General features: G+C 62.7%; 14 protein-coding genes and 1 riboswitch. Of the genes, 4 read left to right on the top strand and 10 right to left on the bottom strand.

Features of this window, described 5'->3' with window-relative positions:
• Positions 1-207: 207 nt before the first annotated feature.
• On the bottom strand, positions 208-1,116 hold the full coding sequence (locus ACQKEN_RS24895) for a LysR substrate-binding domain-containing protein (RefSeq protein ID WP_108119385.1): 909 nt from the start codon (positions 1,114-1,116) through the stop codon (positions 208-210).
• A 238-nt stretch (positions 1,117-1,354) separates the two neighbouring features.
• On the opposite strand from ACQKEN_RS24895, the gene ACQKEN_RS24890 reads away from it, so the two are divergent.
• Together ACQKEN_RS24890 and ACQKEN_RS24885 are read left to right on the top strand one after the other, a co-directional pair.
• On the top strand, positions 1,355-2,641 hold the full coding sequence (locus ACQKEN_RS24890) for an MFS transporter (RefSeq protein ID WP_427689442.1): 1,287 nt from the start codon (positions 1,355-1,357) through the stop codon (positions 2,639-2,641).
• A gap of 45 nt (positions 2,642-2,686) precedes the next feature.
• Positions 2,687-3,961, top strand: coding sequence for a glucarate dehydratase family protein (locus ACQKEN_RS24885; RefSeq protein WP_427689441.1), 1,275 nt, complete (start codon positions 2,687-2,689; stop codon positions 3,959-3,961).
• A gap of 522 nt (positions 3,962-4,483) precedes the next feature.
• On the opposite strand, the gene ACQKEN_RS24880 is transcribed toward ACQKEN_RS24885, so the two are convergent.
• The 5 genes from ACQKEN_RS24880 to ACQKEN_RS24860 all read right to left on the bottom strand — a co-directional run bounded on the left by ACQKEN_RS24880 (position 4,484) and on the right by ACQKEN_RS24860 (position 9,683).
• Entirely contained in the window at positions 4,484-5,278 is a 795-nt protein-coding gene (locus ACQKEN_RS24880) for an ABC transporter ATP-binding protein (protein ID WP_427689440.1), read from the bottom strand.
• Complete coding sequence (locus ACQKEN_RS24875; RefSeq protein WP_074883037.1) at positions 5,275-6,306, bottom strand: FecCD family ABC transporter permease; 1,032 nt, start codon at positions 6,304-6,306, stop codon at positions 5,275-5,277. The genes ACQKEN_RS24880 and ACQKEN_RS24875 overlap by 4 nt, the downstream gene beginning before the upstream one ends.
• Positions 6,307-6,317: 11 nt before the next feature.
• Positions 6,318-7,319, bottom strand: a complete 1,002-nt coding sequence (locus tag ACQKEN_RS24870; RefSeq protein WP_427689439.1) for an ABC transporter substrate-binding protein — start codon at positions 7,317-7,319, stop codon at positions 6,318-6,320.
• Between the two features lie 143 nt (positions 7,320-7,462).
• Positions 7,463-7,660, bottom strand: a riboswitch (cobalamin riboswitch).
• A gap of 244 nt (positions 7,661-7,904) precedes the next feature.
• Complete coding sequence (locus tag ACQKEN_RS24865; RefSeq protein WP_427689438.1) at positions 7,905-8,627, bottom strand: aspartate/glutamate racemase family protein; 723 nt, start codon at positions 8,625-8,627, stop codon at positions 7,905-7,907.
• A 60-nt stretch (positions 8,628-8,687) separates the two neighbouring features.
• Positions 8,688-9,683, bottom strand: coding sequence for an aldo/keto reductase (locus ACQKEN_RS24860; RefSeq protein ID WP_427689437.1), 996 nt, complete (start codon positions 9,681-9,683; stop codon positions 8,688-8,690).
• Between the two features lie 313 nt (positions 9,684-9,996).
• On the opposite strand from ACQKEN_RS24860, the gene ACQKEN_RS24855 reads away from it, so the two are divergent.
• The gene (locus ACQKEN_RS24855) at positions 9,997-10,554 is read left to right on the top strand and encodes an ATP-dependent Clp protease proteolytic subunit (RefSeq protein ID WP_237254443.1); all 558 of its coding nucleotides are present in this window, start codon (positions 9,997-9,999) and stop codon (positions 10,552-10,554) included.
• 77 nt (positions 10,555-10,631) lie between these two features.
• Positions 10,632-10,796, top strand: coding sequence for a hypothetical protein (locus tag ACQKEN_RS24850; protein WP_192173996.1), 165 nt, complete (start codon positions 10,632-10,634; stop codon positions 10,794-10,796).
• 119 nt (positions 10,797-10,915) lie between these two features.
• On the opposite strand, the gene ACQKEN_RS24845 is transcribed toward ACQKEN_RS24850, so the two are convergent.
• From ACQKEN_RS24845 to ACQKEN_RS24830, 4 genes are all read right to left on the bottom strand, one after another.
• Complete coding sequence (locus ACQKEN_RS24845; protein ID WP_427689436.1) at positions 10,916-11,098, bottom strand: general stress protein; 183 nt, start codon at positions 11,096-11,098, stop codon at positions 10,916-10,918.
• A 129-nt stretch (positions 11,099-11,227) separates the two neighbouring features.
• Positions 11,228-11,977: an endonuclease/exonuclease/phosphatase family protein gene (locus ACQKEN_RS24840; RefSeq protein WP_420793101.1), complete on the bottom strand. Its 750-nt coding sequence runs from the start codon at positions 11,975-11,977 to the stop codon at positions 11,228-11,230.
• 158 nt (positions 11,978-12,135) lie between these two features.
• Positions 12,136-13,362, bottom strand: a complete 1,227-nt coding sequence (locus ACQKEN_RS24835; RefSeq protein WP_427689435.1) for an MFS transporter — start codon at positions 13,360-13,362, stop codon at positions 12,136-12,138.
• 207 nt (positions 13,363-13,569) lie between these two features.
• Positions 13,570-14,465: ATP-binding cassette domain-containing protein (locus ACQKEN_RS24830; protein WP_427689434.1), on the bottom strand; the 896-nt coding region annotated here is incomplete at its 5' end.

Raw genomic sequence — 14,465 nt, 5'->3', positions numbered from 1 at the left:
GGGGGGGGGGAAAACACAAAAAAGATCAGGGAGAAAAAGGACCACACAAGTCGGCGTTCCGGCCAGTCCCATTGAATGCACGCGGATGCTTTAGTGGGACCGGCTTTAGCCGGGAAGAGGCCAGTGTGCACACCATCACTTTTGCGGTCAGGCACCTGACGCATTCCCGGCTAAAGCCGGTCCCACAAGTCGGCGCTCCAGCCGGTCTTATTGCGCGGTGCGCCCTTCGGCTTTCACCGCGGCGCGAATCGCCTCCAGCAGCATCTGACACGCCGGGTTGTCGTTGTCAGACCGCCAGACAAGGTGAAGCTCGCTCTGCACCCCTTCACCCAGATCGATGTCGCGAAACGTCACGCCCTTGAACACCACATTGGTGGCGCAGCGCGGCACCAGTGCCAGGCCCATGCCGGCGTTCACCAGAGCCAGAATGGTCAGCGACGAACCCAGCCACTGCACGTACTCGGGCGCCACTTGCGCCGAGCGAAACATGCCGGTTAGCAATTCGTTGAACGGCGGATAGGCCGAGTGCGAGTACATCAGGAAGGGCTGAGCGTCGAGGTCCTGCACGCTGATGTGCCGGGCGTTCGCCAGCGGATGACTGCTGGGCACGGCGAGCACGAAGGGTTCGCGGACCAAGCATTCGGTTTCATAACCGGGCTGCAGCAGCGGCGCGCGCACGATGCCCAGGTCGATGCGCCGGGCGCGCAGGGCTTCGTGTTGCTGATAGGTATTGAGCTCAGTCAGGGAGATTTTCACGTGGGGCTGGTTCTGCCGGGCCTCGGCGATGACCCGTGGCAGAAACTCGTACACCGCGCTGCCGACGAAGCTGATGGTCACCGAGCCGATGTCGCCTTCGGCAAAGCGTCGCGCCGCGATAGCGGCCTGATGCGCGCGCTCCAGCAGCGTCTGCGCTTCGATGAAAAACGCCCGACCCGCTGCGGTCAACGCGACGCTGCGGGTGTTGCGGTTGAACAGCTGAACGCCCAGCGAATGCTCCAGCAGCTGGATCTGCCGACTGAGGGGCGGCTGGGTCATGTTCAGACGTTCGGCAGCCCGGCGGAAGTTGAGTTCGGTGGCGACGGTGGTGAAGCAGCGCAGTTGGGCAAGCTCGAACATTGATCTATTCCGGGTATCAATCAACAGTCAATCTAGATTAGACGGGAACAATGTGCCGGTCCATGATCGGTTCACTACCTGCATTTCCCACGCTCATCCCAAAAAAAATACAAAGACCGGGAGTCGCACCTTGAACCGCACCGTTCCCATCAGTGAACCCCTTCACAGCGCAGATCCCACCGTACTGGCCCGCGCGGCCGCAAAAGTGAAGCGCCATGTGTTGCCGTTGTTCGTGATCATGTTCATCGTCAACTACATCGACCGCGTCAACATCGGCTTCGTCCGCAGCCACATGGAAACCGATCTGGGCATTGGCGCTGCAGCTTACGGGCTCGGCGCCGGTTTGTTCTTCGTCGGCTACGCGCTGTTCGAAGTCCCGTCGAACATGCTCCTGCAACGGTTCGGCGCCCGCGCCTGGCTGACGCGCATCATGTTCACCTGGGGCGCAGCGGCGATGGCGATGGCCTTCGTGCGCGGCGAAACCAGCTTCTATGTGCTGCGCTTCATCCTCGGCGCGGCAGAAGCGGGGTTCTTCCCGGGCATCATTTATTACTTCACCCAGTGGCTGCCTTCCAGCGAACGCGGCAAGGCCATGGCCATCTTTCTCAGCGGCTCGGCCATTGCGTCGGTGATCTCCGGGCCGGTGTCCGGCGCCTTGCTCGGCGTCAGCGGCATGAACCTGCACGGCTGGCAGTGGATGTTCATCATCGAAGGCTTCGCCTCCATCGCCTTGTGCGGCTTCGTCTGGTTCTGGCTGCAGTCCCACCCTCGCGAGGCGAAATGGCTGACTGAAGAGGAGAAGGGCGCACTGATCAGCGCCATCGACGCGGAACAGCGCGCCCGGGAAGCGGTTCAAGTGGTCAAGCCGTCGATCTTCAAGCTGCTCGCCGACCGGCAGATCATGCTGTTTTGCTTCATCTACTTTTCCGTGGCCCTGACCATCTACGGCGCGACGTTCTGGCTGCCGAGCATGATCAAGAAGATGGGCAGCCTCACCGATTTCGAAGTCGGCCTGTTCAACTCGATCCCGTGGATCATCTCGATCATCGCCATGTACGGCTTCGCGGCGCTGGCCGCACGTTTCAAACATCAACAGGCGTGGGTCGCGGTCACCCTGGTGATTGCTGCCTGCGGGATGTTCATGTCCACCGTCGGCGGGCCGATCTTCGCCTTCGTCGCCATCTGCTTTGCGGCCATCGGTTTCAAGGCGGCGTCCGCACTGTTCTGGCCGATTCCCCAAGGCTACCTGGACGCGCGTATCGCAGCGGCGGTGATCGCGCTGATCAATTCCATCGGCAACCTCGGCGGCTTCGTGGCGCCCACCGCGTTTGGCTTTCTGGAGCAAAAAACCGGCTCCATTCAAGGCGGCATGTACGGCCTGGCACTGACCTCGCTGGTGGCAGCCGTGGTGATCTTCTTCGCCCGCACCGCGCCGAAGGGCAACCCACACCGCCCAAAGCTTGAAGACGCTGCAGCACTGCAAGCAGCCGCGTCGCTCCGCTCGGCGTCAAGCGTTAAACCCTAGCCCCAAACTCTTCGCCTTAACCCCTGATTGACCGGGAGAAGTCATTTGAAAATCACACGCGTCACCGTCACCCCGATTGCCTTCCGCGATCCGCCGTTGCTCAACGCCAGCGGTATCCACGAGCCCTTCGCCCTGCGCTCGATCATCGAAGTCGAAACCGACAACGGCTACCTCGGCCTGGGCGAAAGCTACGGCGATGCCCCGGCTTTGGCGATCCAGCAGCAGTTGCAAAGTCAGTTGATCGGCATGGACCCGTTCAACCTCAACCACCTGCGGGCGGTGGTCAAAGCTACAGTGGCGGCGAACAAACCCACTTCGGTGGCGGGTGCCGAGCTGGCGCCGGGTTCCCACGCCAGCAAAGCGGTGAGCAATGCCTATTCGGCGTTCGAAGTCGCCTTTCTGGACGTGCAGGCACGCTCCATGAACCTGCCGCTGGTTGACCTGCTCGGCGGCGCCGTTCGCGACCGCGTTCCGTTCAGTGCGTACCTGTTCTTCAAATACGCGCAACATGCCGAGTCGCCCTACGCGCCAGACAGTTGGGGTGAAGCGCTGAGCGAAGAACAGATCGTCGCCCAGGCACGGCGGATGATCGACGCGTATGGCTTCAAGAGCATCAAACTCAAAGCCGGCGCCCTGGACCCGGAACACGAAGTGTCGTGCATCAAGGCGCTGAAAAAGGCCTTTCCGGGCTACCCGCTGCGCATCGACCCCAACGGCAACTGGTCCCTGGAAACCTCGATCCGCATGGCCGAACTGCTCGGCGACGACCTGCAATACTACGAAGACCCAACGCCTGGGCTGGAAGGCATGGCCGAACTGCATAAACGTACTGGCCTGCCGCTGGCGACCAACATGGTCGTCACCGACTTCGACGAATTCCGCCGCAGCGTCGCGCTCAACAGCGTGCAGATCGTCCTCGCCGACCACCATTACTGGGGTGGCCTGCGCGACACCCAGGCGCTGGCAAAAATGTGCGACACCTTCGGCCTCGGCGTGTCCATGCACTCCAACTCCCACCTGGGGATCAGCCTCATGGCCATGACCCACGTCGCCGCCGCCGTCCCCAACCTCGACTTCGCCTGCGACACCCACTACCCATGGCAAGAACCGGACGAAGAAGTCATCAAAGGCGGCAAACTCCCCATCATCGACGGCTGCGTCCACCTCACCCGCGAACCCGGTCTGGGCCTTGAACTGGACTACGACCAACTGGGCAAACTCAACGACCAGTTTCTGACGTGCGGCATTCGCCAGCGTGACGACGTGCGGCAGATGCAGAAATACAAACCGGAGTGGAAGGCGGTGAAGCCGCGGTATTGAGGTGGGGTGGGAGCTATCAGCGGGCCGGAGGCCAAAACGCGGGATGACGCGGAGCGTCACGGGATGCATGCCCACGCTGAGCGTGGGTACGATCATTAATGACCCACCGCGTTCGCCAGCAAGCCGGCTCCTACAGACAATTGCGTGCAGTCAGTGGGACCGGCTTCAGCCGGGAAACTGTTGATCTGCTCTAACGCGCTTTTGATCTTCGTACACAAAAAGCCCAGACACCACCAAACGCGACTTGGGTGCAGGCTGAACGCAGACGACGCGCAGTGGGCCGAGCCGCATGGATGCGGCGAGAGCGCCGTCAGGACATGGATGTCCGTTCGGCGCGGGCCCACGGAGCGTCGTCGGAGTGAGGGTATTCCGACGCAGGAGGAACCTAGCCAGGAACAGGCACCCTTGGTTACTTGGGGATGGTGCGACTTTCGACTTTTCCAAGTAACTCGCCGAAGGCGAAACAGTCTGCCCCCAGGCAGACGCCCTTGATCTTAAGAATCTTGATCTTGATCTTGATCTTTAAGGGGAACCCGCCCGCAACCGCAAAACCCGGGCCCCGTCAAACGGATCAACCAACCAATGCCCCCGCACCCCAAAAACCTCACCCAATAGTGCCGGCGTCAACACATCAAAGGGCGAACCCAACGCCACCAGCCGCCCACCGTCCATCACCGCCAGACGATCACACCCCAGTGCCTGATTCAAATCATGCAACGCCACCACCGTCGTCACCGGCAAATCCTGCACCAACTGCAAAATCGACAACTGCTGCTGAACATCCAGATGATTCGTCGGCTCATCCAGCAACAACACCTGCGGCCGCTGCGCCAACGCCCGCGCAATATGCCCGCGCTGCTGCTCCCCACCCGACAACGTATGCCACGCCCGATGCGCCAGGTGCTGCAAACTCACATCCGCCAGCGCCTGCGCCACAATCCGGTCATCGTCCTCGCCCCACGGCGCCAGCGCCGACAGCCACGGCGTACGGCCCAGCTCAACCGCCTGCAACAGACTGATCGAATCACCGGTCTGTGCATGCTGCTCCACCACCGCCACCTGCCGCGCAATGTCCCGCCGGCTCAGCGTCGCCAAGCGCTTCCCGCCCAGGCGAACCTCGCCCCGCGAAGGCGCCTGAATCCCCGCCAGCAGCTTCAACAGCGTCGACTTCCCCGAGCCATTGGGCCCAACGATTCCCAGATTTTCCCCCGGCCGAATCGCCAGACTCACCCCACTGAGCAGTGGCGCGCCCTTGACCGAATAACTCAGGTCACTGCCTTCGAGCATGGTGCCAAGCACCTCCTGACGGGCGTTCATCGAGGACGATTCCCACGGACCAGAATCATCGCAAAGACCGGTGCGCCCACCAGCGCCGTGATCACCCCGATCGGCAACACCTGGCCCTTGATCAACGTCCTCGACAGCACATCGGCAGCGATCATGAACAGCGCGCCGATCAAGGCGCTCAAGGGCAACAACCGTGCATGGCGCACGCCGGCCATCAAACGTACCGCATGGGGAATCACCAGACCGACGAAGCCGATGGAACCGACAATCGACACCATCACCGCGGTCATCAGCGCGGCGGTGAGGATCAGCACAGCCTGCACCCGGCGCACCGGAATGCCCAGCGAAGCCGCCGAATCGCTGCCAAAGGTGAACGCATCCAGCGCGCGCCGATGCCACAGGCACACCAGCAAACCGAGCACCACGACCGGCACCGACAGCGCCACCGACGACCAGCGCACGCCGCTGAGATTGCCCAGCAACCAGAACATGATCCCGCGGGCCTGCTCGGCATTGGCCGACTTGGTAATCAGGAAGGAGGTCAGGGCGTTAAACAGCTGAGACCCGGCGATGCCCGCCAGGATGATCTGGCCGGCAGCGGTCTGGCCCCGCGAGGAGCGGGCGAGCAGGGCGACCAGCGCGAAGGCGGCGATCGCCCCGGCAAACGCGCCGGTCGACAGGGAGATCGTCCCGGCGCCGATACCGATGATCGCCACCAACACCGCGCCGGTCGAAGCGCCCGCGGAAATACCCAGCAAGTACGGATCGGCCAGCGGGTTGCGCAGCAGCGATTGCAGGACCACGCCCGACACCGCCAGCCCTGCGCCGCAGGTGGCGGCCACGATGGCCCGGGTCAGGCGGTAATTCCAGACGATGCCCTCGTCGATCGGGTCGAGGGGAAAGCCTGCGGCCCACAGCTTGTTGGCCAGCACCTGAACGATCACCGGCAGACTGATCGACGTCTCGCCGATGGCTACCCCCGCGAGCACCGCCAACGCGAGCAACGCGATCGCCCAGGCGCCATGCCCGAAGATTCGGACGACGCTCGACCGGGGCATGCTGACTGACGTCATTGCGCGTGGGTGGCCTGGGCCAGTTGTTCGATGCCGTCAAACAGCCGCACGCTGGATTCCATGGCGCTGGCGTCCATGATCACGATGCGATTGTTCTTCACGGCGTCCATGTTGCGGGTGACCGGGTCAGAGCGGAGGAAGGCCAGCTTCTTCTCGTGATCGTCAGCCGGGAAGCGCCGACGGTCCATCCGCGCGATGACCAGCACGGTCGGGTTGGCCTTGGCGATGGTTTCCCAGCCCACGGTCGGCCACTCCTCATCGGAGTCGATGACGTTACGCATGCCGAGGGTGTCGAGCATGAAGTTGGGAATGCCCTTGCGTCCGGCGACGTAGGGGTCGACGTTGATGTCCGGGCTGGAAAACCAGAACACCGCCGAGACAGGCGGATTGTCGTGGGCTTTTGCCTGCGCCACGGCCTGGGCAAGCCGGCTCTGGTAATCCGTGATCAACTGCTCGCCACGGTCCTGTACGTCGAAGATCTGCGCCAGCTGACGCAAGCTTTTGTACAGGGTGTCGATGCGGAAGGCTTCGAGGCGCGTGCCGTCGGCGCCGACCCGGTTGTTCTTGCCCTCGCAGTCGGACGGGAGAATGTAGGTAGGGATGCCCAGATCGCGGAACTGCTCGCGGGTGCCGACCGCGCCCTGTGGCCCGACCATCCACTCAAACTGCACCGGGACGAAATCCGGGCGTTTGCCGATCACCGATTCGAAGCTTGGCGCATTGTCGGCGAGGCGCTCGATGCCGTCGTTGAGGGTTTGGTACTGGGGCAGAACCGGGTTGAACCACAGCGACGTGCCCACCACATTAGGCCCCAGGCCCAGCGCATACAGCATCTCGGTGGCGGCCTGGCCGATGGTCACGGTTTTCTGAGGCGCGTGGGTGAAGCTCAGCGCTTCGCCGCAGTTGTCCACGGTCAAGGGGTAAACCGTCGACGCCGCGAGCGCGGCGGTGGGCAAGGTCAGGGTGACGAGCAGGGCAGCGAGGCGGCGCAGCGGCATGAACAGCGATCTCCAGAAAGCCTGAATGCATGGCGAAGCAGGCGCTGGAAAGTCCATCCCGACAGGCGCCCCAAAGATAAAGGCGCGCACAGCGTGCGCGAACGACGCACGAACGGGAGTCCTTCCCCGGACACCCCGCCGGTGAATGAATATGCTGGCCGGCAGGTCTCCTGACTGGCGCGTCATCGCCGTGCTTCGGCCTTCCCGGGGTTAACCCAGTGGCAAACAGGAAGCAGGGCTCGGCGCCTACAGTTGCGGGGACAGTTCCGTTTCAGCGCGAAGGCACGCGCCTGTGGATTCCCTATTAATTCCGAGTGGAAACCGGCGGCGGGGATACTAAACGATTCGGCGGGTGGAGGCGAATGCAGCGGCGGGAAGGGATGTTGCGCGTGCGGCATCGGGTACATCATCGATTCGAGTACCCGAGCGGATCCGGCACGGTACACGATCCGTAGAAGCCGGCTTGCTGGCGAATGCATGGTGTCAGGCGACAGAAACGTAACTGACCCACCGCGTTCGCCAGCAAGCCGGCTCCTACAGGGCGGCTTCAGCCATTCATTCGCGTAGTGCCCTTGAAGCTCACACCTACAACTTGAACGGCCAGCCGACAATCTTCTTCGGCCGTGGCGTGGCATAGGTCCGCACTTTCGAGGTTTTCAACCCCAGGCGCACCAGCGATTCCGCCAGTGCCACCGCTGCGGTCACGCCATCCACCACGGGCACGCCAGCGCGTTCACGGATGAGTTGATCCAGCCCGGCCATGCCGCCACAGCCCAGGCAGATCACCTCGGCCTTGTCCCGGTTCACCGCTTCGATGGCTTGCTCAACGATCGCCTCGACCGCTCGCTCCGGGAATTCCTCCAGCTCCAGCACGCTCATGCCACTGGCCCGCACCGACGCGCAGCGCTCGTACACCCCGGCCAGCTTCAGGCGGTCTTCGATCAGCGGCACGGTGCGGTCCAGCGTCGTGACCACGGCGTATTTATGCCCCAGCAGCATCGCCAGGCTGGCGGCCGCTTCGGTGATGTCCACCACCGGCACCTCGAGCAGTTCCTGCAAACCTTCGCGGCCATGCTCGCCGTAGCCGGCTTGAATCACCGCGTCATAAGGCCCTTCGTAGGACATGACCCGATCCATTACCGCGATGGCGGCCAGATAACTTTCAAAATTGCCTTCCACCGACTCGGCGCCGAAGCGCGGGGTCAGGCCGATGATTTCGGTGCCGGGGGAGGCCACACTGCGGGCCTGCTCGGCGATGGTCTCGGTCATGGATTCGGTGGTGTTGACGTTGACGATCAGAATTCGCATGGACAGATCTCGCGCAGAAAACAAGGCCGGGCGTCTGGCCCGGCGTCGTTGCCCACGATATCAGTCTTTCATTGGCACGGGCGCCTGCAGGGCAATGAAGCCCTGATCGCGCATGGCCTGCCAGAAACCATCCGGCATCTGGGCGTTGAGCGCGGTGACGTCTTCGATGATTCGCGAGGGCCGGCTGGCACCTGGAATCACGGCTGCCACCAGCGGGTTGGCGAGGACGAACTGCAGCGCCGCCGACTTGATATCGACCTGATACTGCCGGGCGATCTCCTGAATGTGCGCCACCTTGTCGAGCATCGCCTGGGACGCTTCCTGGTATTCGAAATGCTTGCCGCCCACCAACACGCCGGAGCTGTAAGGGCCGCCGACGACGAACTCGGCATTGTGCTGGCGAGCCTTGTCGAACAGCCGTTGCAGCGGCTGGTCATGGTCGAGCAGCGAATAACGACCGGCGAGCAGGAAACCGTCGGGCTGCGCTTCCTCCAGGTCCAGGGTCAGTTCGCACGGCTCGACGCGGTTGACGCCCAGGCCCCAGGCCTTGATCACGCCTTCTTCGCGCAAACGGGTGAGGGCGCGGAATGCCCCGGTGCGGGCGATGTTGAAATGCTCGATCCAGGCATCGCCATGGGCGTCCTGCGCGACGTCGTGGACAAACACGATGTCCAGCCGATCAGTGTTCAGCCGCTTCATACTTGCTTCAATCGAGCGCAGCGTGGCATCGGCGGAGTAGTCGGTGACGATCTTGTTTTTCAGGCCTTCGGCGAACGGACCGCTGCGGGTCTCGGTGTCGATCTCGTCGGAGATCAGCCGGCCGACTTTGGTGCTCAGGGTGTACTTCTCGCGGGGGACGCCGGCGAGTGCCTTGCCGAGACGCTGTTCGGACAGCCCGGCGCCGTAGATCGGTGCGGTGTCGAAATAGCGAATGCCCTGGTCCCAGGCAGATCGAACGGTGGCCGCCGCTTCCTCTTCATCGATGGTGCGAAACATGTTGCCCAGCGGCGCGGAGCCGAAGCCGAGGCGGCCGATGATTTTGTCGTGCAGACTCATGGGGGTGTCCTGTGCGGTGGGGCGTGTCTGATGGCGCGCGGTTCATGGCCCTGATCGAGCACGATGAAACCGGCGAAGCTTCTTTACTGACTGTGGATTGCTGCAGGGGTTCTTCGGAATGCGCGGCGTCTTCCTTTCACATGCTCAGCGAGCGGCTATCCTCAGCCCATGCAAATCTGGCTAGCTGCGGCACCTCAGTGGGAGCGGCTCCTGCAGTACCTCAGTGGGACGGGCTCCTGCGATATCTCTGTGGGACCGGCTTTAGCCGAGAAGAGGCCTGCGAGTAAGCCTTCCATGTCCAGCGAGGCCGCCAATGAGCGAGCACATCATTCATTTCCATTGCGGGGTCGACCAGGCCAGCACCGAGCATTTCCGCGATCGCTGCCTGGAAGCCCTGGGCAAAGGCGCGACCGGGTTGCTGCTGAATCTGTCGACCGCCGGCGGCAGCACCGCGCTGGGGTTCACGCTCTACAACTTCCTGAAATCCCTGAAAGTGCCGATCCGCGCGCTCAATAGCGGGAACATCGAATCCATGGGCATCGTGATCTACCTGGCGGCTCAGGAACGGATCGTCTGCCCCCACTCGCGTTTTCTGATCCATCCCATGAGCTGGTACTTCAACCAGAGCTCGGTGGACCACTCGCGCATGCGCGAATACCTGCGCAGCCTGGACAACGACCTGCAGCGCTACGTGAATATCTACCAGAGCGAAACCGTAAGCGCGGTGCACCCGCTGGACATCGGGCGCTGCCTGTCGGCGGAGGAGAAGGTCATCCGGGCCGAAGATTCGCTGGCGTGCGGCATTGCCCATCGTGTCGAGCAGCTGCAGTTTGCCGAAGACGCCGTGCACTGGACTGTCAGCGCCAGCTAAGCTCAATCCATTGAACCCGGTCGTTGTTGAACCCTCTGACTCTATTGTTGGCCCCATTGAAACGAGAGGTAACTGCCATGCAATCCCATACACCAGACGCTGCACCCGTCCCGCCGCGTCCCGCTCCTCAGCCGGGCGACGAAGAGACAGGCTTTGACGCCGACATGGATCCGGGCAATGAAGACCCGGGTTCCCAGTTCGATCGGGACGCAACGGTGCCGCTGATCGATCCGGATAAATGAGGGGGAGGGTGCCGCTGACAGCGTGCGCTTGCCATGGGGCATACGCCGCTTGGCTAACTGCTGCTCAAACAAAAGAGCGAGAGCCTTGGCCCTCGCTCGCTTCACTCACCCGCACGTCGTTACGACTTGCCGCCTGAGCCGCCTTTCTTGCCGGCGCCGCTCGCGCCTGCACCCGACTCTTTCTTCATATCGCTTCCGGCATTGCCGCTGCTTGAAGCTTGTCCGCCTTTCTTGCCGGCTTCGGACGCTTTCTCTTTATCATTCGCAAAATTGCCAGGGTTCGACTTTCCGGTGTTAGCCATGATCGCAGACCTCTTGTTATTGATAAGGCGAGGCAAGTGCCTCGCCTTAGTTGTGAGGGGGCGTTCCCGCAATGGTTTAACCCATCACTTGGCTTGCAGACCAACGGCGGTGTTGATGAATGCCCGCTGTTACATGTGAACTTCGACCGCCAACGGCAGGTGATCCGAGAGATGCGTCCACGGCCGCGTACCGAGGATTTTCGGGTGGTGGCTGGTGGCGTTGCGCAGGTAGATGCGGTCCAGGCGCAGCATCGGGAAGCGCGCCGGGTACGTCTTCGCTAGCCGCCCCTGGCTGCGCTCGAAGGCTTCATGCAGGTAGCCGCAGCGCTGCAGACGCTTGTTGCCTTGCAATTGCCAGTCGTTGAAATCGCCGGCGATCACCACCGGGGCGTCTTCGGGCAGGGAGTCGAGCAGGTCGCAGAGCAGGTTCAGCTGCAACTGACGGTGGCTTTCCAGCAGGCTGAGGTGCACGCAAATCGCATGGACTTCCGCGTGCCCCGGCACTTGCAGCACGCAATGCAACAGGCCGCGGCGCTCCGGCCCGGTGATCGAAATGTCCAGGTTGCGGTGGTGCAGGATCGGGTACTTGGACAGCAGCGCGTTGCCGTGGTGGCCGTCCGGGTAGACCGCGTTGCGACCATAGGCGAAGTCCGTCCACATGCTGTCGGCGAGAAATTCGTAGTGCGGCGTGTCGGGCCAGTCCTCGTATTTCGCGGCATGGCGGTCGTGGCCACCGAGGACTTCCTGAAGAAACACCAGATCGGCACCGGTGCTGCGCACGGCTTCACGCAACTCCGGCAGGATGAAACGCCGGTTCAGCGCAGTGAAGCCCTTGTGGGTGTTCACGGTCAGCACGCGCAGCTTATGGACTTCGCGCAACGTGGCCGGGTCCGGAGGGGTAGCGTTCGAGCCAGCGGGATCGGGGGTCACGCCCTCACTCCTGTTCGGTGGATGTGCTATTCCGACCGGGCCGCGAGGCGGCAGTTCAGCTTTTAACGGGCTGGCGCTGGCCGGGAGGCTTTGACTCAGCGCGGGCGCTACACCCGCGTGTCGACCGGCGCCCTGCGCGACAGCACCACCGCCAGCGTCAATGCCGCCACCGACAACACTGCAGCGGAAAAGAAAATCCAGCCATAACCCATGCCCAAAGCCACCGCGCCCATCAGCGGTCCGGCAATGGCCAGGGCCAGGTCGAAGAACACGGCATAAGCGCTAAGCCCGGCACCGCGACTGCTGTTGGGCACCTGCTTGATGGCTTCAACGCCCAGCGCCGGGTACACCAGCGACAAACCAAAACCGGTCAGCCCCGCGCCGATCAGGGCGAAGGTGGTGTCGGGGGCCAGCCACAGCATCAGCAGACCCAGGGTTTCCACCGAGATGCAGACGATCGCCGAGCGAAAGCCGCCGAAGCGGTTGATCGCATTGATGAACAGCAAACGCGCAACGATGAAGCAGATGCCGAACACCGTCAGGCACCAGGCCGCGCCTTCCCAGCCGCGGGCCACGTAAAACAGCGTAATGAACGTCGTCAGCGTGCCGTAGCCGATGGAGGACAGGGTCAGGCTCAGGCCGAACGGCGCCACCCGGCCGAACACCGAGAAGAAGGGCAGGCGCTCGCCGCGCACCACCGGGATCGCCGGTTTCTTGCGAATCAACAGCAGCGCCCCGGCCGCCAGCACGAACAACACCACCCCCAGGCTGGCAAAGCCTAGCGCGCCGACCATCACCACCCCCAGCGGCGCGCCTATGGCAATGGCGCCGTATGACGCAATGCCGTTCCAGGAAATCGAACGGGCCGTGTGCTCCGATCCGACCTGGCCGATGCACCAACTGATGGTCCCCACGCCGATCAAGCCTTGGGACGCACCGAGGAACAGGCGAGCGATGATCAGGATGGTCAGACTGACCCCGGCGAAACGCTCCAGCAGGATCGCCGCCAGGGTCAGCACGCCGCTCAATGCGATGCCGGACAGCCCGTAAACGATGGCGCGCTTGGTGCCGATGGTGTCGCAGATGCGTCCGGCTACTGGCCGACTCATCAGCGTCGCCAAGTACTGCGCACCGATCACCAGCCCCGCGACCACCGCGCTGAAGCCCAGCTGGTTATGCACGTAGCCGGGCATCACCGCGATGGGAAGGCCGATGCACAGGAAGGCGATGAAGGTATAGACGACGATGGAGACGATTTGCAGCGTGATCGCCATCGAACTGGCGTCTCTTGCAGGCGTATTGGCAGGCGTATCGGGCGGCAGGGCGGCAGACATGGGGGCGCTTCGCTGGAGCGGTGGGAGTGCCGCATCATCGCCCGTGGTGTCAGGAAATGAAAGCTGGCTAACGGTTTTCTCCAGAATCAAAGGGCGCCCGGACGTGCCCTTTCCCGGCTGAAGCCGGTCCCACTGTCATAAAAAAACCCCGTCACACTGGACGGGGCTCCTTGTTTTCAGCATCACTCTGTCAGCGCAGGGCCTTGATCAGAAGGCGACGCCCTGGCTGCGCAGGTAATCGTCGTAGGTGCCGCTGAAGTCGGTCACGCCACTTGGGCTCAGCTCGATGATGCGAGTGGCCAGGGACGATACGAACTCGCGGTCGTGGCTGACGAAGATCAGCGTGCCCGGGTAGTTCTCCAGCGCCAGGTTCAGCGCCTCGATCGATTCCATGTCCAGGTGGTTGGTCGGCTCATCCATGATCAGCACGTTCGGCTTCTGCAGGATCAGCTTGCCGAACAGCATGCGGCCTTGCTCACCACCGGAAATGACCTTCACCGATTTGAGGATCTCGTCGTTGGAGAACAGCATCCGGCCCAGGGTGCCACGGATGACTTGCTCACCTTGCGTCCACTGGCCCATCCAGTCGAACAGGGTGACATCGTCTTCGAAGTCGTGGGCGTGGTCCTGGGCGTAGTAACCCAGTTCTGCCGCATCGGTCCACTTGATCGTGCCGGCATCCGGGGTCAGTTCGTTGACCAACGTGCGCAGCAGGGTGGTCTTACCGATACCGTTCGGGCCGATGATCGCAACGCGTTCGCCCGCTTCAACCTGGAAGCTGAAGTTCTTGAACAGCGGCTTGCCGTCGAAGCCTTTGGCCATTTGGTCGATGATGACCGCCTGACGGTGCAGCTTCTTGTTCTGATCAAAGCGGATGAACGGGCTCACGCGGCTCGAAGGCTTGACCTCGGCCAGCTGGATCTTGTCGATCGCCTTGGCGCGGGACGTGGCCTGCTTGGCTTTCGAGGCGTTGGCCGAGAAGCGGCTGACGAACGACTGCAGCTCGGAGATCTGGGCTTTCTTCTTGGCGTTGTCCGACAGCAACTGCTCGCGGGACTGGGTCGCCACGGTCATGTACTCGTCGTAGTTGCCCGGGAACAGAC

It is taken from the genome of Pseudomonas sp. NPDC078416, from assembly GCF_050268485.1.
Lineage (GTDB): Bacteria > Pseudomonadota > Gammaproteobacteria > Pseudomonadales > Pseudomonadaceae > Aquipseudomonas.
Note: the sequence above shows the minus strand (reverse complement) of the source record. Positions and strands in the feature narration are given on the sequence as shown.

Coding starts and splice junctions, on each gene's coding strand:
- ACQKEN_RS24850 (WP_192173996.1), top strand. CDS start 10,632: ATGCAATCCCATACACCAGACGCTGCACCCGTCCCGCCGCGTCCCGCT.
- ACQKEN_RS24880 (WP_427689440.1), bottom strand. CDS start 5,278: ATGAACGCCCGTCAGGAGGTGCTTGGCACCATGCTCGAAGGCAGTGAC.
- ACQKEN_RS24890 (WP_427689442.1), top strand. CDS start 1,355: ATGTTCATCGTCAACTACATCGACCGCGTCAACATCGGCTTCGTCCGC.
- ACQKEN_RS24870 (WP_427689439.1), bottom strand. CDS start 7,319: ATGCCGCTGCGCCGCCTCGCTGCCCTGCTCGTCACCCTGACCTTGCCC.
- ACQKEN_RS24865 (WP_427689438.1), bottom strand. CDS start 8,627: ATGCGAATTCTGATCGTCAACGTCAACACCACCGAATCCATGACCGAG.
- ACQKEN_RS24875 (WP_074883037.1), bottom strand. CDS start 6,306: ATGCCCCGGTCGAGCGTCGTCCGAATCTTCGGGCATGGCGCCTGGGCG.
- ACQKEN_RS24845 (WP_427689436.1), bottom strand. CDS start 11,098: ATGGCTAACACCGGAAAGTCGAACCCTGGCAATTTTGCGAATGATAAA.
- ACQKEN_RS24835 (WP_427689435.1), bottom strand. CDS start 13,362: ATGTCTGCCGCCCTGCCGCCCGATACGCCTGCCAATACGCCTGCAAGA.
- ACQKEN_RS24895 (WP_108119385.1), bottom strand. CDS start 1,116: ATGTTCGAGCTTGCCCAACTGCGCTGCTTCACCACCGTCGCCACCGAA.
- ACQKEN_RS24860 (WP_427689437.1), bottom strand. CDS start 9,683: ATGAGTCTGCACGACAAAATCATCGGCCGCCTCGGCTTCGGCTCCGCG.
- ACQKEN_RS24855 (WP_237254443.1), top strand. CDS start 9,997: ATGAGCGAGCACATCATTCATTTCCATTGCGGGGTCGACCAGGCCAGC.